18 protein-coding genes are annotated in these 19,779 nt (G+C 68.4%); all 18 read left to right on the top strand.

What is annotated here, in order from left to right:
• Nucleotides 1-104: 104 nt before the first annotated feature.
• A complete protein-coding gene (locus D2T30_RS14180; protein ID WP_206612970.1) occupies nt 105-1,337 on the top strand; it encodes an MFS transporter in 1,233 nt (410 codons plus the stop codon).
• Nucleotides 1,338-1,508: 171 nt separating this feature from the next.
• On the top strand, nt 1,509-2,276 hold the full coding sequence (locus D2T30_RS14175; RefSeq protein ID WP_128209407.1) for a LamB/YcsF family protein: 768 nt from the start codon (nt 1,509-1,511) through the stop codon (nt 2,274-2,276).
• 12 nt (nt 2,277-2,288) lie between these two features.
• Nucleotides 2,289-3,224, top strand: coding sequence for a 5-oxoprolinase subunit C family protein (locus D2T30_RS14170; protein ID WP_128209406.1), 936 nt, complete (start codon nt 2,289-2,291; stop codon nt 3,222-3,224).
• A 35-nt stretch (nt 3,225-3,259) separates the two neighbouring features.
• Entirely contained in the window at nt 3,260-3,898 is a 639-nt protein-coding gene (locus D2T30_RS14165; protein ID WP_128209405.1) for a GntR family transcriptional regulator, read from the top strand.
• A complete protein-coding gene (locus D2T30_RS14160; protein WP_128209404.1) occupies nt 3,895-4,845 on the top strand; it encodes a hydroxyacid dehydrogenase in 951 nt (316 codons plus the stop codon). Before D2T30_RS14165 ends, D2T30_RS14160 begins: the two co-directional genes overlap by 4 nt.
• Nucleotides 4,842-6,095: a hydantoinase/carbamoylase family amidase gene (locus D2T30_RS14155; protein WP_128209403.1), complete on the top strand. Its 1,254-nt coding sequence runs from the start codon at nt 4,842-4,844 to the stop codon at nt 6,093-6,095. The genes D2T30_RS14160 and D2T30_RS14155 overlap by 4 nt, the downstream gene beginning before the upstream one ends.
• Nucleotides 6,092-6,775: a GntR family transcriptional regulator gene (locus D2T30_RS14150; RefSeq protein ID WP_128209402.1), complete on the top strand. Its 684-nt coding sequence runs from the start codon at nt 6,092-6,094 to the stop codon at nt 6,773-6,775. The genes D2T30_RS14155 and D2T30_RS14150 overlap by 4 nt, the downstream gene beginning before the upstream one ends.
• A 137-nt stretch (nt 6,776-6,912) precedes the next feature.
• Complete coding sequence (locus D2T30_RS14145; RefSeq protein ID WP_128209401.1) at nt 6,913-7,899, top strand: TRAP transporter substrate-binding protein; 987 nt, start codon at nt 6,913-6,915, stop codon at nt 7,897-7,899.
• A gap of 52 nt (nt 7,900-7,951) precedes the next feature.
• On the top strand, nt 7,952-8,485 hold the full coding sequence (locus tag D2T30_RS14140) for a TRAP transporter small permease subunit (protein ID WP_128209400.1): 534 nt from the start codon (nt 7,952-7,954) through the stop codon (nt 8,483-8,485).
• Nucleotides 8,486-8,497: 12 nt separating this feature from the next.
• Nucleotides 8,498-9,799, top strand: a complete 1,302-nt coding sequence (locus D2T30_RS14135) for a TRAP transporter large permease (RefSeq protein WP_128184493.1) — start codon at nt 8,498-8,500, stop codon at nt 9,797-9,799.
• A gap of 21 nt (nt 9,800-9,820) precedes the next feature.
• Nucleotides 9,821-10,576: a 5-oxoprolinase subunit PxpB gene (gene pxpB / locus D2T30_RS14130; RefSeq protein ID WP_128209467.1), complete on the top strand. Its 756-nt coding sequence runs from the start codon at nt 9,821-9,823 to the stop codon at nt 10,574-10,576.
• Nucleotides 10,563-11,732: a M24 family metallopeptidase gene (locus D2T30_RS14125; protein WP_128209399.1), complete on the top strand. Its 1,170-nt coding sequence runs from the start codon at nt 10,563-10,565 to the stop codon at nt 11,730-11,732. The genes pxpB and D2T30_RS14125 overlap by 14 nt, the downstream gene beginning before the upstream one ends.
• Nucleotides 11,733-11,988: 256 nt before the next feature.
• The gene (locus D2T30_RS14120) at nt 11,989-12,930 is read left to right on the top strand and encodes a LysR family transcriptional regulator (RefSeq protein ID WP_128209398.1); all 942 of its coding nucleotides are present in this window, start codon (nt 11,989-11,991) and stop codon (nt 12,928-12,930) included.
• Nucleotides 12,931-13,053: 123 nt separating this feature from the next.
• Nucleotides 13,054-14,025, top strand: a complete 972-nt coding sequence (locus tag D2T30_RS14115; RefSeq protein ID WP_241651290.1) for an ABC transporter permease — start codon at nt 13,054-13,056, stop codon at nt 14,023-14,025.
• 16 nt (nt 14,026-14,041) lie between these two features.
• Entirely contained in the window at nt 14,042-15,058 is a 1,017-nt protein-coding gene (locus D2T30_RS14110) for a sugar ABC transporter substrate-binding protein (protein WP_128184503.1), read from the top strand.
• Nucleotides 15,059-15,112: 54 nt separating this feature from the next.
• Nucleotides 15,113-17,245: an ABC transporter permease gene (locus D2T30_RS14105; protein WP_241651289.1), complete on the top strand. Its 2,133-nt coding sequence runs from the start codon at nt 15,113-15,115 to the stop codon at nt 17,243-17,245.
• Nucleotides 17,242-18,276, top strand: coding sequence for an SMP-30/gluconolactonase/LRE family protein (locus D2T30_RS14100; RefSeq protein WP_128209396.1), 1,035 nt, complete (start codon nt 17,242-17,244; stop codon nt 18,274-18,276). Before D2T30_RS14105 ends, D2T30_RS14100 begins: the two co-directional genes overlap by 4 nt.
• Nucleotides 18,276-19,772, top strand: coding sequence for a sugar ABC transporter ATP-binding protein (locus tag D2T30_RS14095; protein ID WP_128209395.1), 1,497 nt, complete (start codon nt 18,276-18,278; stop codon nt 19,770-19,772). The genes D2T30_RS14100 and D2T30_RS14095 overlap by 1 nt, the downstream gene beginning before the upstream one ends.
• The last annotated feature ends 7 nt before the right edge of the window (nt 19,773-19,779 follow it).

Genomic DNA, 19,779 nt, shown 5'->3' with positions numbered 1-19,779 from the left:
GGCTAGAGGCGTTCTGGTGCCGCGGATCCGCCCCTGTCCGGACGGCGCGGCCCGAACGCCGATGGCGCCGGCCACTGGCAGGGCTTGGCGGGAGACGGGCGGTCGTGAGCGAAACGGCACAGGGCATCGACCAGCAGCAGGTGCTTCACAACGGCAATTACCGGCATTTCATTTCCTCGCGCATCTGTTCCTCGCTGGGATTCCAGTCGCTGGCCGTCGCGCTTGGCTGGATGATGTATGACCTGACCCAGAACGCCTACATGCTGGGCTTCGTCGGACTCAGCCAGTTCGCCGCGATGGCGGTGCTGACCTTCGTGGCGGGGCCGGTGGTGGACCGCTTCGACCGGCGGCGCATCGGGTTCCTGTGCCAGATCATCGAGGGGCTGACCGCGCTGTGCATCGGCGCGCTGATCCTGACCGGGACGTTTTCCGCCCCGATGATCCTGATCGCCGTCGCGGTCCTTGGCGGCTGTCAGGCGTTCGAGCGGCCGACGATGGCCTCGCTGCTGCCGAACATCGTCAGCCGGTCGATGCTGCAACGGGCGGTGGCGACCTCATCCTCCTTCATGCAGACGGCGCTGATCGTTGGCCCGTCTCTGGGCGGGCTGCTGTATGGGTTCGGCGAGCGGGCGCCGTTCCTGTTCTCGATGGTCGCCTTTGTCATCGCGGGATGGAACGTCGCCTCGATCCGGCTGGTCAGCGCGGGGCATCCGAAAACGCCGATCTCGCTCGGCACGGTCTTCGCGGGGCTGTCCTTCATCCGGGGGCGGCCGGCGATCCTCGGGACGATCTCGCTTGATCTGTTCGCGGTGCTGTTCGGCGGGGCGGTGGCGCTGCTGCCGATCTTTGCCAGCGACATCCTTGCCGCCGGGCCGATCGGGCTTGGCCTGCTGCGCGCGGCGCCGGCCGTCGGGGCGCTGCTGATGTCGATCGTGCTGGCGCGCCGGCCGATCACCCGCAGCGCGGGCCGCAAGATGTTCCTTGCCGTCGCGGTCTTCGGTCTGGCGACGGTCCTGTTCGCGCTGTCGAGCAATATCGCCCTGTCGATCCTCGCGCTGCTGATCACCGGCGCCGCCGACAATGTCAGCGTGGTGATCCGCAGCTCTCTCGTGCAGCTCCTGACGCCGGATGAGATGCGCGGCCGGGTCAATGCGGTGAATTCGCTGTTCATCGGGACCTCGAACCAGTTGGGCGAATTCGAATCCGGCATGGCCGCCGGTCTTGCCGGGCCGGTCGCGGCGGGGGTGATCGGCGGGGTCGGCACGCTGGCCGTGGTGCTGGTCTGGATGCGGCTCTTTCCCGAACTGCGCCGGGTGGAGCGGCTGGACGGGCGCTAATCGTCGGCCTGCCCGGAAAACGGGCGGGCAGCGGATTTCCGGATCGGACCCCCGGGACGGACGGGGCAAGGCCCTTGAGATTTCAGTATACAGCGGGTATCCGAAATCTGACGCGGCCCTGTTGCGGCCATGTTCCTGCGGCCCGTGTTCCGGCTGACGAAAGGGAAAGCCATGCGCACCATCGACCTCAATTGCGACATGGGGGAAGGCTTCGGCGCCTGGACCGTCGGCGACGATGCGGCGATGCTCGATCTGGTGTCCTCGGCGAATATCGCCTGCGGCTTTCACGCGGGCGATCCGGTCGTCATGCGCCGCACGCTGGAGATGGCGAAGGCCAAAGGCGTCTCGGTCGGTGCGCATCCGTCCTTTGCCGATCTCTACGGCTTCGGTCGGCGGCGCATCTCGGGCGAACGGCCCGAGGATCTGGAGGCGCAGCTGGTCTATCAGATCGTCGCCCTGCGCGGCATGGCCGAGGTCGTCGGCCACCGGATGACCCATGTGAAGACCCACGGCGCGCTTGGCAACATGGCGGCGGTGGATGCGGATCTGGCGGCGGTCTGCGTGCGGGCGGTGGCGGCGGTGGATCCGACGCTGGTCTATGTCTCGTTGCCCTATTCCGAGACCTATACCGCCGCCGAAAAGGCCGGGCTGCGCGTCGCGTGCGAGATTTATGCCGACCGCACCTATACCGACCGGGGCGAGCTGACCCCCCGCAGCCAGCCCGGTGCGGTGATCCATGATCCGCGGCAAAGCCTCGATCAGGTGCTGGAAATGGTGGTGAACGGGAATATCCCGACGACGGGCGGGCAAAAGCTGCCGGTCGAGGCCGCGACGCTCTGCGTGCATGGCGATACCCCCGGCGCGGTCGGCATGGCCCGTGCGCTGAAAACCGCGCTGGAGGGCGAGGGCGTCGGCATCGCGCCTTTCGCCCGTGCCTGAGGGAAGGGCGGCATGGCGCAGGTGACGGTTCTCCGCGCAGGGCTGATGATGACGGTGCAGGACGCGGGCCGCGCCGGGTTCCTGCGGTTCGGGGTTTCCGGCTCCGGTCCGATGGACCCCGAGGCGCTGCGCATGGCGAATGCCCTTGTCGGCAACGATGCGGAGGCGGCGGCACTGGAATTCGCCTATGTCGGCGGCGTGCTGCGGTTCGCGGATGACCGGATGGTGGCGGTCTGCGCGGCGGCCACGGATCTGAAGATCGACGGCGCGCGCGCCCTGCCGTGGCGCAGCCATCTGCTGCGCGCGGGGCAGGAGCTTTCGGTGGGCGCGACGCCCGGCTCGGTCTGGGGCTATGTCGCGGTCAGCGGCGGGATCGCGACGCCGCCGGTGCTTGGCGCGCGCTCGACGCATCTGCGCACCGGGATCGGCGGGATTGAGGGGCGTGCGTTGCAGGATGGCGACGACCTGCCGCTTGGCGCGGGGGACATCGGCCCGGTCCGGGTGCTGCGCAATCCGTGGCGCACGCGGGGCGGGGCCATCCGCGTGGTCATGGGGCCGCAGGACGATTATTTCAGCCCCGAGATCCTGCGCCGGTTCCTGAACGGGCCCTATGCGGCCACGAACCAGCGCGACCGGATGGCGCTGATCCTTGACGGGCCGGACCTGCCCGCTGTGCGCGGGCATGACATCGTTTCGGACGGAACGCTGGCCGGCTCGATCCAGGTGCCCGGCTCGGGCCGGCCGATGGTGCTGATGGCCGACCGGCAGACGACGGGCGGCTATCCCAAGATCGCCACCGTCACCGGTATCGACCTGCCGCGTCTGGCGCAGATGCCGACCGGGCGCCGCTTCCGCTTTCAGGCCGTGCCGCGGGACCGGGCCGAGGATCTGCTGATCGCCGCGCGGGCGGCCTTTCGCCACGCTCTGGCCGAGGTCGGTGCCCCGTGACCGCCCGCGACCCAGCCAAGCCCGGGGAGGACCGCGTGAGCCAGTCGCTGTCCGCCCGCGCGCATGCCCGCATCATCGGCATGATCCTGAGCCAGCAGCTTCCCCCCGGCGCCGCCTTGCAGGAGGAAAAGCTGGCGGACTGGCTCGACATGTCCCGCACCCCGGTGCGCGAGGCGCTGAAGCGGATCGAGGCCGACGGGCTTGCCCGCAAGGACGGACGCTTCCTGCGGGTGCGGCAACTGACCATGGCCGAGGTGCGCGAGATCTTCACCCTGCGCGCCGCGCTGGAAGGGTTCGGCGCCCGGCAGGCGGTGCATCTGCCGCGCGCGCGGCTGGACGAGATGGCGGACCGCGTGCAGGCCCTGCTGCGCACCGGCGAGAGCGAGGAGCAGCGCCGCGTCGATGACGATTTCCACGCCATGATCGCCCGGGCGAGCGGCAATGCCACGCTGGAACGGACCATCGCCGATCTGCGCCTGCGCACCTGCATGTTCGACATCCATCAGGTGCCGGAACGGTTCGCGCAGGGATGCGGCGAACATCTGGGCATCCTCGACGCCCTTGCCGCGGGCGATGCCGGGCTCGCCGAAGACCGGATGGTCGCCCATCTGCGCAACGCGGGCGCGGCGGTGCTGGGGCGGCTTGAAACCCTCGAAGCGGAGAGAACGACATGACGAAATGCCTGATCGTGCAGGCGATGCATGAAGATGCGCTGGACCTGCTGCGGCAGGGCGGGATCGAGCCGGTGATCTGCCCCGATCCCGCGCCCGGCACGGTCCTGTCGCTGATTGGCGATTGCACGGCGGTCATCACCCGCGATGCGGGGCTGTCGGGGGCGGCGATGCGCGCGGCGCCGGGGCTGCGGGTCGTCGTCGCGCACGGGGCGGGGCATGACGCGATCGACAAGGAAACGGCGACCGGGCAGGGCATCCTCGTGTGCAACACGCCGGGGGCGAATGCCCGGTCGGTGATGGAGCTGGCCTTCGGGCTGTCGATCGCGGCGGCGCGGCTGATCCCGGCGGGCGACCGCGACGAACGGGCGGGGCGGCCCGGTTTCCGCGAACGGCACCGGACGGTCGAATTGTCGGGCAAGGTGGCGCTGATCGTCGGCTGGGGCACCATCGGCGCGGGTTTCGGGCGGATGCTGCGCGATGCGCTCGGCATGGAGGTGATCGTCCATTCGCCGCGGGCGCGCGATCTGCAGGGCTTCGCGCCGGTGCCGGATCTGGCCTCGGGGCTGGCGCGGGCGGATCTGATCTCGCTCCACACGCCGATGCGGCCGGAAACGCGCGGGCTGATGGGGCGCGCGGCCTTTGCCGCCTGCAAGCCGGGCGCGATTCTGGTGAATACCGCGCGGGCGGGGCTGGTGGACGAAGAGGCGCTGGCCGAAGCACTGGTCGAGGGCCGGATCGCGGCGGCGGGGCTGGATGTCTACAGCGCCACGGCCCCGCAAGGCCCGCTCTCGCGCTTCGATCAGGTGATCTTCACCCCGCATCTGGGCGGCTCGACCGAAGAGGCGCTGATCCGCGTCGGCACCGGCAGCGTGCGCAACGTGCTGACGGCGCTGTCGGGCGTGCGGCCCGCGACCACGGTGAACGACCCGGCGGGATGGGGCGCATGACGGATGTCATTCGTGAAACGGTCGAGGCTGTTCTCGATCAGGTGAACGCGATTTCCCTGCCGGGACCGGGCTATACGCGACCCTCCTACAGCCCGGAGGAATCCGCCGCGCATCGGGTGATCGAGGATCGGGCGGTGGCGCTTGGGCTGCAGGTGCGCCGCGACGCGGGGCTGAACCTGTTCGCGCGGCTCCCTGGCCGGGACCGTTCGGCCCCGGCGCTGCATGTGGGATCGCATCTCGACACGGTGGCGATGGGCGGCGCTTATGACGGGGCGGCGGGGGTGGCGGGGGCGATGGCCCTTGCCGCGGCCTTCGTGGCAAGCGGTGAAACCCCGCCCGTCGATCTGGTCGTGACCGTCACCCGGGCCGAGGAAAGCGTCTGGTTCCCCGTGTCCTACATCGGATCGCGCGCCGCGCTGTGCCGTCTGGATGCGGCGGAGTTCGAGGCCCGTCGCGCCGATACTGGCCGCACCCTCGCCGATCACATGCGCGCCGAGGGCGGCGACCCGCAGGCGGTGCTGCGCGGCCCCGGCCTTGCCCCGGCGCAGTTCGTCGAACTGCATATCGAGCAGGGGCCGGTGCTGTTCGACTCCGCCGAGCCCTATGCGCTGGTGACGGGCGTGCGCGGCGGGCTGCGCTACCGGCAGGCGCAGATCCACGGCACCTGGGCGCATTCCGGCGGTGCGCCGCGCGAAACGCGCGCCGATGCGGTCTTCGCCTTTGCCGATCTGGTGGTGGCGATGGATGCGATCTGGGCGCGCGAACTGGCGGCGGGGCACGATCTTGCGGTGACCTTCGGCCGGGTGGAGGGCGCGACGCCGGAACATGTCTTTGCCAAGGTGCCCGGACATCTGGGCTTTTGCGTCGACATCCGCAGCGACGATGTCGCCGAGCTTGACCGCATGGACGCGGCGCTGAAGGCCGAAATCGCAAAGATCGAGGCGCGCCGGCATCTGCGCTTCGATCTGGGGGCGCCGTCGCGCAGCCGGCCCTCGGCCCTGTCCGCCTCGCTGGCGGCGCGGATCGCCGATGGCGCGTTGCGGCTGGGTCAGGCGCCGCGGCGGATGCTGTCGGGCGGCGGGCATGACGCGGCGGCCTTCGCGCAGGCGGGCTGGGAGTCGGTCATGGTGTTCCTGCGCAACTGGGACGGCAGCCACAACCCGGCCGAGGGCATGGACCCCGCCGATCTGGCCGAGGCGGTGCGGGCGCTGAAGGCGGCATGGGGCGACGCTCAGGGGCAGCCGGGATGACTGAGGACACGCTCGCCGATCAGGCCTATCGCGCGATCAAGCGGCGCATCCTGACGGGGGAACTGTCGGCACGGATCGTGCTAACCGAACGCATTCTGGCCGAGCAGTCCGACATTTCCCGCACGCCCCTGCGCGCCGCGATCCAGCGGCTTGAGAAAGAGGGGGTGATCGCCCGGCTGTCGAACGGCACGCTGACGGTGCGGGAGGTCACGCTCGAACAGCTCATGGAAATCAGCGAGGTGCGGCGGATCCTCGAAGGCGCGGCGGCGGCCGAGGCGGCCCGGCGCGCGGACGGGGGCCTGCATCCGGCGCTGGCCGCCGCGCGGCAGGCCATGCGAGGCTATGCGGGCGCGCAGGACGCGGCCTTCGACGCCTTCTGGGAAGAGGATGAGGCCTTCCATCGGGCGGTGGCCGTGGCCGCGGGGTTCGCGCTGCTGCCCGAGCTGCTGCGCGAGCTGCGTGAGACGGCACGGCGCTGCACCATCAGCCGCACGCAGGATCTGTTCGCGGAACAGGCGGCCGAACATCTGGCGGTGATCGACGCGATCGAGGCCGGCGATCCCGCCCGTGCCCGCACCGCGATGGAGGCGCATTTCGACAATGTGCGGCAAAGGTTCCTTGCCCGGCTGATGCGGCGCCCCGGCGCGCCCCCGGATGAGCGCGGCCAGCCCAATATGTAACGATGCCCCCCGCACAGCGCTGAAATTTTCACCAATTTCGGCGTGGCGGGGGTTGCGGAGCAGATAGGGCATCATCGCCGGATACTGATGGTATACTGAAAATCCCAAGCATCAGCCACCATCAGAATGGGATAACGATGAAACAGGGACCTCTCGCCACCTTTGCCATCGCCTGTGCCTTCGCCATTACGGCGGGCGCGGCCTCGGCGGAAACCAGCTGGGACATGTCGGTCGTCTGGCCGGAAGGCAACTTCCACACCCAGAACGCGCTCGCCTTCGCCGAGGCGGTGAAGGAAGCCACCAACGGCGAGGTGAACATCACCGTCCATTCCGGCGGCGCGCTCGGGATCAAGGGGCCGGAGGGCATGGCCGCGGTGCGCGACGGCCTTGTGCCGATCGCCGACATCCTGTTGAGCCAGCAGGTCGGCGAGGCACCGATCCTCGGCATCGAGACGCTGCCCTATATCGCGCCGACCATGCCGGATCTGGCGCTTTTGCACAAATTCTTCCGCCCGACGGTGGATGCGGTGGCGGCCGACATGAACCAGAAGGTGCTGTATCTGGTGCCGTGGCCGGGGCAGGCGGTCTATTCGCCGAACAAGATCAACACGCTCGACGACATGCAGGGGCTGACCATCCGCGTGGTCGATGCAAACGGCACCGATTTCTTCAAGGCGCTCGGCGCGACGCCGGTGCAGATGCCCTGGGGCGAGGTTGTGCCCTCGCTCGCGGCGGGCACGATCAAGGGGGTGACGACCTCTTCCTCCTCCGGGGTGGACGGGGCGTTCTGGGAATTCCTCAAGAACATGAACACCTTCAACTGGCAGGCCTCGTCGAACATGGTTTCGGTGAGCCTCGATGCCTGGAACGCGCTGTCGCCCGAGGATCAGAAGGCGATCGAGGCGGTGGCCGAGAAGCTGGAAGGCCAGTTCTGGCTGAACAGCCGGGCCGAGGATGACAAGCGCCTTGCCACGCTGCGCGAACACGGCATGGAAATCGACGCCCCCTCGCCCGAGCTGCAGGCGGCGCTTCTGGAAAAGGCCATGCCGCTGTGGGATGCGTTCAAGGCCCGTGTGCCGGATGCCACGCCGGTCATCGACTCCTACCTCGCCGTGAAGAACTGATCCGGCCGCGCAGCCGCCCCCGGCTGCGCTCTTCCCGGCGAAGAGTGACCCCATGACCACACCCGTGCCCCGCAGATTTGGCCGCATCATCGCGGCGATCGACTGGCTGACCCGACTGGGCAGCGCCATCTCGGCGCTCAGCCTGCTGGCTATCCTCGTGCTCATCGTGGTGGAGATCGCGGTGCGGAACTTCTTCCGCATGTCCTTCGACTTCACATGGGACCTGTCGGCCTATCTGATGGGCACGTGCTTCATGCTCGCCTGTGCGGGCGCGATGCGGGGCGGCATCCATGTGCGGGTGACGGCGCTGTTGGAAATCCTGCCGCCCCGCGCCGCCCGGGTCATCGACATCGCGGCCTGCCTCACCGGCCTGTTCATCTGCATCCTGCTCAGCCGCGCCTTCATCGAGATGGCCTGGCTGTCCGGCGTCCGCGGCACCATGTCGGCGACGACGTTCCGGATGCCTCTCGTCTATCCGCAGGCGGTGCTGTCCTTCGGCGCCGTCCTGCTGACGCTGCAATGTTTCGCGCAACTGCTGCGGCTGCTGCGCGGGGAAAAGCTTTCCCTCGCCGAGGGCATCGACTGAAAAGGGCCCGACATGGGAAAGATCGTCTTCTCGCTCTTCGGGCTGATGGCCCTGCTGCTTGGCTCCGGCCTGTGGATCGGGCTCGGCCTGATCGGCACCGGCGCCGGACTGATCGAGATCTTCCGCCCCTCCATGCCGGCGCTCAAACTGCTGTCGCAGCAGGCGTGGAACACGCTGGTCTCGACGGAGCTGCTGGCGCTGCCGCTGTTCATCCTGATGGCCGAGGTGCTGTTCCGCACCCGCATTTCCGAGGCGTTGTTCACCGGCCTTTCCCCGTGGCTCGGCCACGTGCCGGGACGGCTGAGCCATATGACCGTGCTGGGCTGCACCATGTTCGCCTCGGTCTGCGGGTCCTCGGCGGCGACGACGGCGACGGTCGGGCGGATCACCGCGAAAGAGCTGATCTCGCGCGGCTACAACCGCGATCTGGTCACCGGCAGTCTGGCCGGGGCGGGAACGCTCGGCTTTCTGATCCCGCCCTCGACGATCATGATCATCTATGGCGTGATGGCCGAGGAATCGATCCTCAAGCTCTTCATCGCCGGGATCGTGCCCGGGCTGATGCTGGCCGCAAGCTACATGGGCTATCTGGCGATCCGCGCATGGCTGAACCCGTCGCTCGTCGGTGCGCCGCCGCCGAAGACGACATTCTGGGAAAAGCTCGTGGCGCTCAAGGATCTGGGGCCGCTCCTGCTGCTGATCCTCGGGGTGATCGGGTCGATGTATGGCGGTATCGCCTCGCCGACGGAGGCGGCGGCCGTGGGTGTCAGCTTCGCCATCCTGATCGGGGTGATGCAGCGCACGCTCGACCTGCGGGGGCTGCTGACGGCGGCGCGGCAGGCGGCTGAGAATTGCGCGATGATCGGGCTGATCATGATCGGCGCCATCTACCTGTCCACCACGCTCGGCTATCTCGGCGTGCCGCGCTACATCGCCGCCGAAATCCAGAGCTGGGGCATGTCGCCCTTCCTGCTGATCGTGGTGCTGCTGATCTTCTACATCATCCTCGGCACGGTGATGGAGGGGCTTGGCATCATCGTCATGACCCTGCCGATCACGCTGCCGCTGGCAACGGCGGCGGGCTATGACAAGATCTGGTTCGGCATCTTCCTTGTCATCGTGGTGGAGCTGGCGCAGATCACCCCGCCCGTCGGCTTCAACCTGACGGTGATCCAGCGGCTGACCGGCGACAGCATGGGCCGGATCACCCGTGCCGCCATGCCGTTCTTCTACATCACCGCGGCCTTCGTCTTGCTGATCGCGCTTTTCCCGGGCATCGTCAGCTTCCTGCCAGATATGATGAGCCGCAGGTAGATCAGGATCAGGTCAGGCATGATGGCGCCCACCCCCAGCATTCTCCCGGCAGGCGACAGCGCCTTCCTCTTCCAGATCGGCGAGGAGATTTCGGCCCCCGTCAACGAACGGATCGTCGCGCTGGCCGATGCGCTGGAAACCGGCGCCATTCCCGGCCTGCGCGAGGTCGTGCCGACCTATCGCTCGCTCCTCGTCTGCTATGATCCGGAACGGGTCCGGGGCGCGGCCTTGGCGCGGCAGGTGCGCGCGGTCTATGACAGGCTCGGGCCGGTCCGGGCGGCGGCGCGGCGGCTGACGGTGCCCTGTCTGTATGGCGGCAAGGTCGGGCAGGATCTTGCGGAGCTGGCAAAGATGAAGGGGCTGACGACGGATGAGGTGATCGCGCTCCATTCCGGCGCGGAATACCGGGTCTACATGATCGGCTTTGCGCCGGGCTTCGCCTATCTGGGCGGCCTGCCGGAAAGGCTGCACACGCCGCGTCTGGCGAAGCCGCGCCAGCATATCCCGGCGGGCGCGATCGGGATCGGCGGGCAGCAGGCCAGCGTCAATTCCGTCGCCGGTCCCTCGGGCTGGCGGTTCATCGGCTGGACCCCGGTGCATGCCTTCGATCCGGGCGCCAAGGACCCCTTCCTGTTCCGCGCGGGCGACCGCATCCGCTTTCGCCCCATCGACCCCTCCGAGGCCGAGGACCTGCGCGCCCGGCAGGCCGCCGGTGAGGCGATCGTCGTGATCGCCGCGCCGGATACCGCAGCCGGACCCGCCGATGACCGCAACTGACGACCCCCTGCGCGGCCGCGAAGCCGTCTTCCCCGCCACCGAGTTCCGGGGGCGCATCGCCCGGTTGCAGCGCAGTCTGGAACCCCTTGGCGCCGAGGCGCTGATGCTGACCGGGCCGGAGAACATCTTCTGGGCCTGCGGGCGCCAGACGGCGGGCTATTTCGCTTTTCAGGCGCTGATCGTGCCCCTGACGGGGGAGCCCACTTTGCTGGTGCGGCGGCTGGAACTGACCGGGGCACGGACGGCGACCTGGCTGCGCGACATCCGCATCTGGGAGGATGGCGAGGATCCGGCGCAGGCGCTTGGCGCGGTGATCGCGGATCTGGGCATCCGGCGGCTTGCGGTCGAACGCGACGGCTGGTTCGTCAGCATGGCTTTGGCCGACCGGCTGGCGCACGCGCTGGAGGAGGTGACGATCCTCGACGGTTCCGGGCTGGCCGAGGCGCTGCGCGTGGTCAAGTCGCGCGCGGAACTGTCGGCGATCCGGCACGCGGGACGCTATGCGCAGGCCGCCATGCGCGCCGCGATCGACGCCTGCCGTGCCGGGACAAGCGAAAACGACGTGGCCGCCGCGATGGTCAGCGCCGCGATCTCGGCCGGGTCCGAGGCCATGGCGATGGAGCCGCTGGTATCTTCCGGCCCGCGTTCCGGGATCCCCCATGCGACATGGCGGCGCCGGATCCTGCAAGAGGGGGACGGGGTGTTCCTCGAACTCGCGGCGAGCCATGACCGCTATCACGCGGCGCTGATGCGCAGCGTCTGGCTCGGCCCGCCGCCGGATGATGCGCGCGACATGATGGCGACGGCGTTGCGGGCGCTGGATGCGGCCCTGGCCGCGATGCGGCCGGGCGCGCCCTGCTCCGCCCCGCATGAGGCCGCGCAGGCCGTCGTGGATGCCGCCGGTCACGCGCAGGCCTTCCGCAAGCGGATCGGCTATTCCATCGGCACCGCCTTCGCGCCCGACTGGGGCGAAGGCGGCATCCTGTCGCTGTTCACCGGCGTCGGGCGGGAACTGGAACCGGGCATGGTGTTCCATCTGCCGATGACGCTGCGCCGTTACGGCGCCTTCACCGTCGGCGCCTCGGAAACCGTGATCGTGACCGAAACCGGGGTCGAGCCGCTGTCCGACCTGCCCCGGGACATGGCGCTACGCTGAGAACGGGGCGGAACGGACCTTCTCCCTGTCGTGTTTCCATAAATATCCCGGGGGTGAGGCTGAAAGCCGAGGGGGCAGCGCCCCCTGCGCCCTCTCCGCCCGCCCCACGATCCGGAAACCCGCGCCCGGGCCCGGCACTCCCGTTTCGCCGCGAAATCGGGCGACGGCGGGGCGATTGCCCGCCATTCGCACCACGGCCGTTGACGCGGGCGCGGCCCGGCCTCTAGCCTGACCGCCGATCCTGCCGGGAGGTCGCATGGACATCCGCACCTATACCGCCTTCGTCACCGTCGCCGAACTGCGCAACGTCACCCGTGCCGCCGAGCGGCTGCACCAGACCCAGTCCGCCCTGTCGCGCCAGATCAAGGCGCTGGAGGCGCATCTGGGTGTGCCGCTGTTCGAAAAGGTCGGGCGCAACATCCGCCTCACCCCGCAGGGCGAGGCGCTGCACAGCCGCGTCAACGGCGTTCTGGCGGCCGAGCGCAATGTCCATGCGCTGGCCGAGGATATCGCGCGCGGCAGCTCGGGCCTCCTGCGCGTGGGCGCCTGTTCGCAACTGATAGAACGGTACATGCCGACCTTCCTGTGCGACTGGCAGCGGCAGAACCCGGGGATCGAGATCCGGCTCGAGGACGGCGGCGGGCCGGAACTGGCGGGCAAGCTGCGCGACGGGGCGCTGCATCTGACCGTTTCCGCCGCGCCGCAGATGCCGGTCGAGGCGCTGGAGCAGGTGCCGCTCGGCACGCTCGGCTTTCTGGCGGTCGGCACGCCCGATCTCCTGCCCGAAGGCCCGGCGACGGTGGAGCTGACCGCATTCCTCGACCAGCCGATCCTGACGCTGAACCGCAAGCATGCCTCGCGCGAGGTGTTCGACGCCGCCTGCCGGATCTCGGGCGCCGCGCCGCGGATCGTGCTGGAAAGCTATTCGCCGCATACGCTCTTTGCCATGGCCGAGGGCGGGGTGGGCATCGCGGTGGTGCCGTCCTCGGCCAGGGCGCCCTCGGACCGGCTGGTCAGCCGGGCCATCGCGCTGCGCGGCACGCCGGTGCGTTTCGGCATCTGCGCGATGTGGAACCTGCGGCAGGCGCTGCCGGGCTACGGCCATCGTTTCATCGAGGCCCTGGGCGCCCATATCCGCGCCGATCAGGCCCGCGACGATCCGGGCACCGCCCGCTACGGCCGCTTGCAGGTGGTCTGATCCCGACGCGCCGATCGGACCGATCCATTCCGTTCCGGCATGGATTTCCCGCCGAATTATTCATTGGACGCAAACGGCGGGGCACGACTAGCGTCACAGGTCTGTGCAAACCGGATGTGGTGGATGGGATTTCCGAAGGACCTTTCTCAGGAACGCATCGTGGCGCTGATCACGGTGGCGATCTTCGCCATGGCCTCGGTCGCGCTGCCGGGGTTCTTTTCGCCGGACAATCTGGTGGCGATCGTGCGCTCGATCTCGGTGCTGGGCATCCTCGCGCTTGGCATGGCGGTCATCATCATCGGGCGGGGGATCGATCTGTCGATGGTGGCGATCATGGCGATGTCCGTGGCGTGGTATCTTCAGATGCTGAACGACGGGATGGGCGAATGGCGGGCGCTGGCGCTGGTTCTGGCGGGGGTGCTGGTCATCGGGCTGGCGAACGGGTTCCTTGTGGCCTATGCCGAGGTGCCGGCGATCTTCGTCACGCTCGCCAGCGCGTCCTTCGTCTTCGGGCTGGTGCGGTCGCAGATGATCGGCTCGGACGCGGTGCCGGTTCCGGCGGGGCACTGGCTCGGCCATCTGGGGGGGATGCGGCTCGCCGATGTGCCGGTCGAGGTCTATGTCTTCGCCGCGCTGGCCTTTGCCACCTTCCTGTTCCTGCGGTTCACCAAATGGGGCCGCTATGTCTATTACGCGGGCGACAACCCGGCCGCCGCGCGCAACATCGGCATGCCGGTGCGGCCGATGATGGTGCTGCGCTACGTGCTGTCGGCGCTGATCGCCTTTGTCGCCGGGCTGCTGACGGCGGGCAGCCTGCAAAGCATGAACACCCGCGTCGTCAACTCGACCCAGCTTTACGATATCGTGCTGGTCGCGGTGATCGGCGGCATCGGGCTGTCGGGCGGCAAGGGCGGGGTGCGCAACGTGCTGATCGGCGCGGCGCTGATCGGCATCCTGCTGAACGCGATGACCATTCTGGACATTCCGCTGCTGTATCAGAACCTGATCAAATCCGCGATCCTGCTGATCGCGATCATCGTCGACGGGGTGCTGAACCCGCGCGACGAACAGACCGCGCAGCAGGGCGACATATGACAAGAGGAGCGACCCGATGAACTGGAAGACCCTGTTTCTGGCCGCGGCCATGACGGCCGGCGCGCTGCAACCGGCGCTGGCGCTGGAGGATCCCGCCCCCAAGGCCTATGGCGAGGCGCTTGCCGGCAAGCGCGTCATGCTGGTGCCGATGGCGATGGGCTTCGACCTCGCGCAGGGCTGGGAAGCCTATCTGAAGCGCGAGATCGACGCCTTCGGCGGCATCCTCGAAACCCGCGATCCGAACTGGTCGGTCGAGGCCGGCGCGCAGGCGATCACCGAGGCGATCTCGGCCACCCAGAAACCCGATGTGCTGATCGTCATGTCGCCCGACCTGAACAGCTATTCCAAGCTGATGAACCGCGCGCAGCAGGCCGGGATCTATGTGATCCTCGTGGACAATCCGGCGAATTTCAAAGCCGACGTCTTCACCGGGCCGGACTGGACCGAGCTTGGCCGGCTTGAGGCCGAGGCGGTCGTCAAGGGCTGCGGCGAGGGCAGCTCCAAAAAGATCGGCCTCGTGCAGGGCGATCAGGTGAACGCCACCAGCCTGTTCCAATATGCCGGGATCATGGAGGTTCTGGCGAAATATCCGGATTTCCAGGTCGTGGCGAAGCCCGATTCCAACTGGGACGCCACCACCTCGCGCAATGTGACGACGACGATGTTGCAGCAGAACCCGGACATCTGCGGCATCATCGACTTCTGGGACGGCGACGCGACCGGGGCCGCGGCGGCGATCCGCGACGCGGGCAAGCAGGATCAGGTCTATCTGGTCACCACCGGCGGGGGCGAACAGACGGCCGATTGCGACCGTCTGGCCGATGGCACCTTCGACGCGGTGGTGATGACCGAACTGCCGACCGAAAGCGCCAACATGGTGGCGATGATCAAATATCTGCTGCAATCGGGGCAGAAGCCGGGCACCTCCTCGGCCTATCTCTATTCGCTGCTGAAGGCGACGACGAAGGACGACCTGACGCCGACGAGCTGCTGGAGCCTGCAGCATGTCCGCGCCGAGGCGGGCATCCAGTAACCGCCGACCGGCAGCCCCCCGCGGGCTGCCGCCTTTCCCCGTCCGGAACCGCCCATGTCCTCCTCCGTGCCTTTTCGCGAACGCCTTCAGGCCCTGCGCTACAACCTGATCCCCGATCACCTGATCGGCGAGATCCTGACCAAGCGCTGGACCGACAACGCCATCCCCTTTCTGGCGCTGGTGGCGGTGATCGCGATTTTCGGCTCGGCGATCCCGGGCTTCTTCAACCCGTTTTCCCTGCAGGAATCGACGCGCCAGCTTGGGGAGTTCACCATCGTCGTCATCGGCCTGACGGTGGTGATGCTGGGCGGCGGGATCGACCTGTCGGTGGGGTCGATCTTCGCGCTGGCGACCTTTGCCGCGGTGGGCTGCTTCTTCATCCTCGACCTGCCGGTCTGGGTGGCCTTTCTGGGCGCGCTGGCGACGGGGGCGCTGTGCGGGGCGGTGAACGGCTATCTGGTGGGGTTCCTGCGGCTCAGGGCGTTCCTGACGACGCTGGTGACCTTCATCATCGGGCGGGCGGTGTTCGACATCCTCATCGTGCAATACGGCGCGGCGGTGCAGACCTCCTTCGCGCAGTCGGATGCGTGGGATTTCATCGGCGACGGCACGGTGATGGGGCTGTCGGTGCCGATCCTGTCGGCCCTCGTTCTGGCGATCGTTACGCATGTGGTGCTGACGCGGGCGCGGATCGGCTGGCACATCCTTGCGGTCGGCGGCTCGCGCCGCTCGGCGCACAACGCCGGGCTGAAGGTGCGGCGCACCGTTTTCCTCACCTATGTCTTTTCCGGCCTGTGTTCCGGCGCGGCGGGGTTTCTGGTCGCCTGCCGGCTGTCGGGGGCGGGGCCGGGCACCGGCGCGGGGCTGGAGATCCTTGCCCTGACGGCGGCGGTGGTGGGCGGCAACGCGCTTGGCGGCGGGCGCGGCTCGGTCGCCAAGGCGCTGATGGGGGCGGTGATCGTGCTGGTCATGACCAACGGGCTGATCCGGCTGGGCTATGGCACCGGCACGAACCAGATGGTTCTGGGCCTGATGCTGGCCGTCGCCGTGACCATCGACATCCGCTGGCTGAAGAACCGCCACAAGGTGCTGAACGAGGTCTATGTCGCCCCCGTCTACCTGCGGATGGGCGATGCGCAATCGGCCGAGCCCGGTTCGGGCACCCCCTACGCGCTGAACAACCGCCTGTCCGAGGCGGAGCCCATCGGTCTGGGCGAGCTCGAGGGACCGGAGGACGTGATCCTCGACCGCGACGACCACCTCTATTGCGGCACCCGGCATGGCGAGATCGTGCGCTTCTTCGCCCCCGACTACAAACGGTCCGAGGTCTTTGCCCATGTCGGCGGCTTCCCCCTCGGGCTGGCCTTCGACCGGGCGGGGAACCTGCTGTCCTGCGTCGGCGCGATGGGGCTGTATCGGATCGCGCCCGACCGGACGGTGACGCGGCTTTCGGCGGAAACGAAACGTTCGCTGACCTCGGTGCAGGACGATGCGCGGCTGCGCGATCCGAACGACCTCGACATCGCGCCGGACGGGCGGATCTATTTCACCGACTCGACCAAGCGCTATGACGCGCATGAATGGACGCTCGATTCGATCGAGAACCGCGGCACCGGGCGGCTTCTGGTCTACGATCCCGCCGACGGGACGACCAGGACATTGCTGGACGGTTACCGCTACACCAACGGCGTGTGCATGGCGCATGACGGAAAATCGCTGTTCTTTTCCGAAAGCTGGGCCTGCCGCATCCACCGCTACTGGATCGAGGGACCAAGGGCCGGCACCGCCGAATGCGTCATCCGCGACATGCCGGGCTATACCGACAACATCAACCGCGCCTCGGACGGCACCTACTGGATGGCGTGGCTCGGCATGCGCACGCCAAGTTTCGACCTGTCGCTGCGCCATCCGGCGATGCGCAAGCGGATGACCCGCCGCCTGCCGCAGGACGACTGGCTGTTTCCGAACATCAACACCGGCGGCATCGTGAAATTCGACGAAACCGGCCGCATCATCCGGACCTTCGGCGATCTGTCGGGGCTGTCGCATCCGATGGTGACCTCGATGCGCGAACACAAGGGCGAGCTGTTCATCGGCGGCATCCTCAACAACCGCATCGGCCGCTACCGGATCGAAGGCGCGGACCCCACCTGGACCGGACCTGACAGCTATTGGGGGCGGACATGATCCTCGACCCGATCCTCGATCTGTTTCGCGGCAAGGCGGTGACGATCCCGCCGATGGACGGCGCCTTCCGCCCGAATACCGCGCTGGAGGATGCGCCCGTCTTTGCCCGACTGGCCGAGGCGGACAATCTGGCGCCGTGGAAAGGCGCGGTGATCGCGAGTTCGGGCAACGCGCTCTACCGCCTGACCGAGGGCGCGCCGCCCGAATTGCTTGAGGTGTTCGAGGCGCCGGTTTCGGCCATCGCTACCTCTTCCGCGGGTGAAATCGCGGTGGCGCTGGACGACGGGCGGCTGTTCCTCGACCGCGAAGAGGTGCCGACCGGCAGCGCGATCCGCTGCATCACCGCGCTGGCCTTCGCGTCGGATGGCGGGCTGTGGCTGGCGAACGGATCGGCGGAGCATCGGGCCTCGGACTGGGCGGCGGATCTGATGCGCAAGCGTGCCTCGGGGTCGGTCTGGCGGCGCGCGCCGGGGAAGGCGGCGTTCGAACAGCGCGCCTCCGGCCTTGCCTTTCCGAACGGACTGCTGCCGGTCGCGGGGGGCGTGGTGTTTTCCGAAAGCTGGCGGCACCGGCTGATGCGGCTGGACGGGAACGGCCTGCGCCCGGTGCTGGAACAGATCCCCGGCTATCCCGCCCGCCTCGCGCCCCTCGCGGAGGGCGCGTTGCTGGCGGTTTTCGCCCCGCGCAACCGGCTGATCGAACTGGTCCTGCAGGAAGACCATTACCGCCACGACATGATCGCCGAGGTGCCGCGCCCCTACTGGATCGCGCCCGCGCTCGCCTCGGGCAAGAGTTTCCTCGAACCGCTGCAATGCGGCGGCATCCGCACGATGGGGGTGCACAAGCCCTGGGCGCCGTCGCGGTCCTGGGGGCTGGTGGTGCGGCTCGACAAGGCGATGCAGCCGGTCGAAAGCTGGCACAGCCGGGCGAACGGCACGCGCCACGGCATCTGTTCGGCACTCGCGTGGGAGGGGCGCATCCTTGCCGCCTCGAAGGGCGGCGATCTGGTGGCCGCGATGGAGGCGGGCTGATGGATCCGATCATCCGCATGGAAAAGATCACCAAGGCCTATCGCGGCGTCCCCGCCGTGCGGGACGCGGATTTCGACCTGATGCCCGGCGAGGTCCATGCCCTGCTGGGCGAAAACGGCGCCGGGAAATCCACCCTGACCAAGATGATGGCCGGGGCGGTGGCGCCGACCTCGGGGCGGATGCTGTTCAAGGGGCGCGAAACCGTCTTTGCCTCGCCTTCCCAGGCGCTGGATGCGGGCGTGGCGATGGTGTTTCAGGAAACCAGCCTCGTGCCCTCGATGACGGTGGCGCAGAACCTGTATCTCGGCGCGGAAAAGCCGCTGAACCGGCTGCGGGGGATCTACATTTCCGCGCAACAGTTCCTGCAATCGCTGAACTTCCCGGTCGATCCGGCGGCGATGGTCGAAACCCTTGGTGCGGCCAAGAAGCAGATGGTGGAAATCGCCCGCGCCGTCCATCACAACGCCGCCGTCATCATCTTCGACGAGCCCACCGCCACCCTGACGCCCGAGGAAAAGCGCCATTTCTTTGCCCTGATCCGGCGGCTGAAGGCGCGGGGGGTGTCCATCGTCTTCATCAGCCACGCGCTGGAAGAGGCGCTGGCGATCTCGGACCGGATCACCATCCTGCGCGACGGGGAAATCGTCGCCTCCGGTCCGACCTCGGGGTTCACCCGCGACAGCATCATCGCCGCGATGGTTGGCCGCGCGCTCTCGGGTCAGCTCTACCGCGAGCGGACCGAGGCGGGCGTCCGCCCCGCCGGGCGCAAGATCCTGTCGGTGCAGGACCTGTCGCAGGGGGCGATGGTGCGCAACACCTCGTTCTCGATCTTCGAGGGGCAGATCACCGGGGTCTTCGGGCTGATCGGCTCGGGCCGGACGGAAACGTTCAAGGTGGTCGCCGGGATCACCAAGCGCGACTTCCTGCGCGGCGGATCGGTGGTGCTGGACGGCCGCCCGGTGCGCTACATCGTGCCGCGCACCGCGGTGAAGGACGGCATCGTCTACGTGACCGAGGACCGCAAGGCCGAGGGGTTCTTCGAAACCATGTCGATCGCCGAGAACCTCTATTCCGGGCTGCTCGCCTCGGGCCACAACCGGGCGTGGCTGGTCAGCCGGGCCGAGATGGCGGGCCTTGCCGCCGACTGGTCGCGCAGGCTGAACATCCGCGCGATCAACGACAACGCCCGCGTGGTGGAACTGTCGGGCGGCAACCAGCAGAAGGTGGTGATCGGCAAGGGCCTGATTCAAAAACCGCGTCTGGTGATCTTCGACGAACCCACGCGCGGCGTCGACGTGGGTGCCATCGCCGAGATCCACGAGCTGATCAACCGGCTGGCGGATGAGGGGCTGGCCGTGGTCGTCATCTCGTCCTACCTGCCGGAGGTGATGAACCTGTCGGACCGCATCCTTGTCTGCCGGCAGGGCCGGATCGTCGAGGAATTCTCGCCCGCAGAGGCGACCGAGACCCGGATCATGTATGCGGCCGTTCACTGAAGGAGAA

Origin of the sequence: Paenirhodobacter populi (assembly GCF_004022215.1) — a bacterium.
Taxonomy (GTDB): domain Bacteria; phylum Pseudomonadota; class Alphaproteobacteria; order Rhodobacterales; family Rhodobacteraceae; genus Rhodobacter; species Rhodobacter populi.
Note: the sequence above shows the minus strand (reverse complement) of the source record. Positions and strands in the feature narration are given on the sequence as shown.

Coding starts and splice junctions, on each gene's coding strand:
- D2T30_RS14175 (WP_128209407.1), top strand. CDS start 1,509: ATGCGCACCATCGACCTCAATTGCGACATGGGGGAAGGCTTCGGCGCC.
- D2T30_RS14170 (WP_128209406.1), top strand. CDS start 2,289: ATGGCGCAGGTGACGGTTCTCCGCGCAGGGCTGATGATGACGGTGCAG.
- D2T30_RS14160 (WP_128209404.1), top strand. CDS start 3,895: ATGACGAAATGCCTGATCGTGCAGGCGATGCATGAAGATGCGCTGGAC.
- D2T30_RS14155 (WP_128209403.1), top strand. CDS start 4,842: ATGACGGATGTCATTCGTGAAACGGTCGAGGCTGTTCTCGATCAGGTG.
- D2T30_RS14150 (WP_128209402.1), top strand. CDS start 6,092: ATGACTGAGGACACGCTCGCCGATCAGGCCTATCGCGCGATCAAGCGG.
- D2T30_RS14145 (WP_128209401.1), top strand. CDS start 6,913: ATGAAACAGGGACCTCTCGCCACCTTTGCCATCGCCTGTGCCTTCGCC.
- D2T30_RS14140 (WP_128209400.1), top strand. CDS start 7,952: ATGACCACACCCGTGCCCCGCAGATTTGGCCGCATCATCGCGGCGATC.
- D2T30_RS14135 (WP_128184493.1), top strand. CDS start 8,498: ATGGGAAAGATCGTCTTCTCGCTCTTCGGGCTGATGGCCCTGCTGCTT.
- pxpB (WP_128209467.1), top strand. CDS start 9,821: ATGGCGCCCACCCCCAGCATTCTCCCGGCAGGCGACAGCGCCTTCCTC.
- D2T30_RS14125 (WP_128209399.1), top strand. CDS start 10,563: ATGACCGCAACTGACGACCCCCTGCGCGGCCGCGAAGCCGTCTTCCCC.
- D2T30_RS14120 (WP_128209398.1), top strand. CDS start 11,989: ATGGACATCCGCACCTATACCGCCTTCGTCACCGTCGCCGAACTGCGC.
- D2T30_RS14115 (WP_241651290.1), top strand. CDS start 13,054: ATGGGATTTCCGAAGGACCTTTCTCAGGAACGCATCGTGGCGCTGATC.
- D2T30_RS14110 (WP_128184503.1), top strand. CDS start 14,042: ATGAACTGGAAGACCCTGTTTCTGGCCGCGGCCATGACGGCCGGCGCG.
- D2T30_RS14105 (WP_241651289.1), top strand. CDS start 15,113: ATGTCCTCCTCCGTGCCTTTTCGCGAACGCCTTCAGGCCCTGCGCTAC.
- D2T30_RS14100 (WP_128209396.1), top strand. CDS start 17,242: ATGATCCTCGACCCGATCCTCGATCTGTTTCGCGGCAAGGCGGTGACG.
- D2T30_RS14095 (WP_128209395.1), top strand. CDS start 18,276: ATGGATCCGATCATCCGCATGGAAAAGATCACCAAGGCCTATCGCGGC.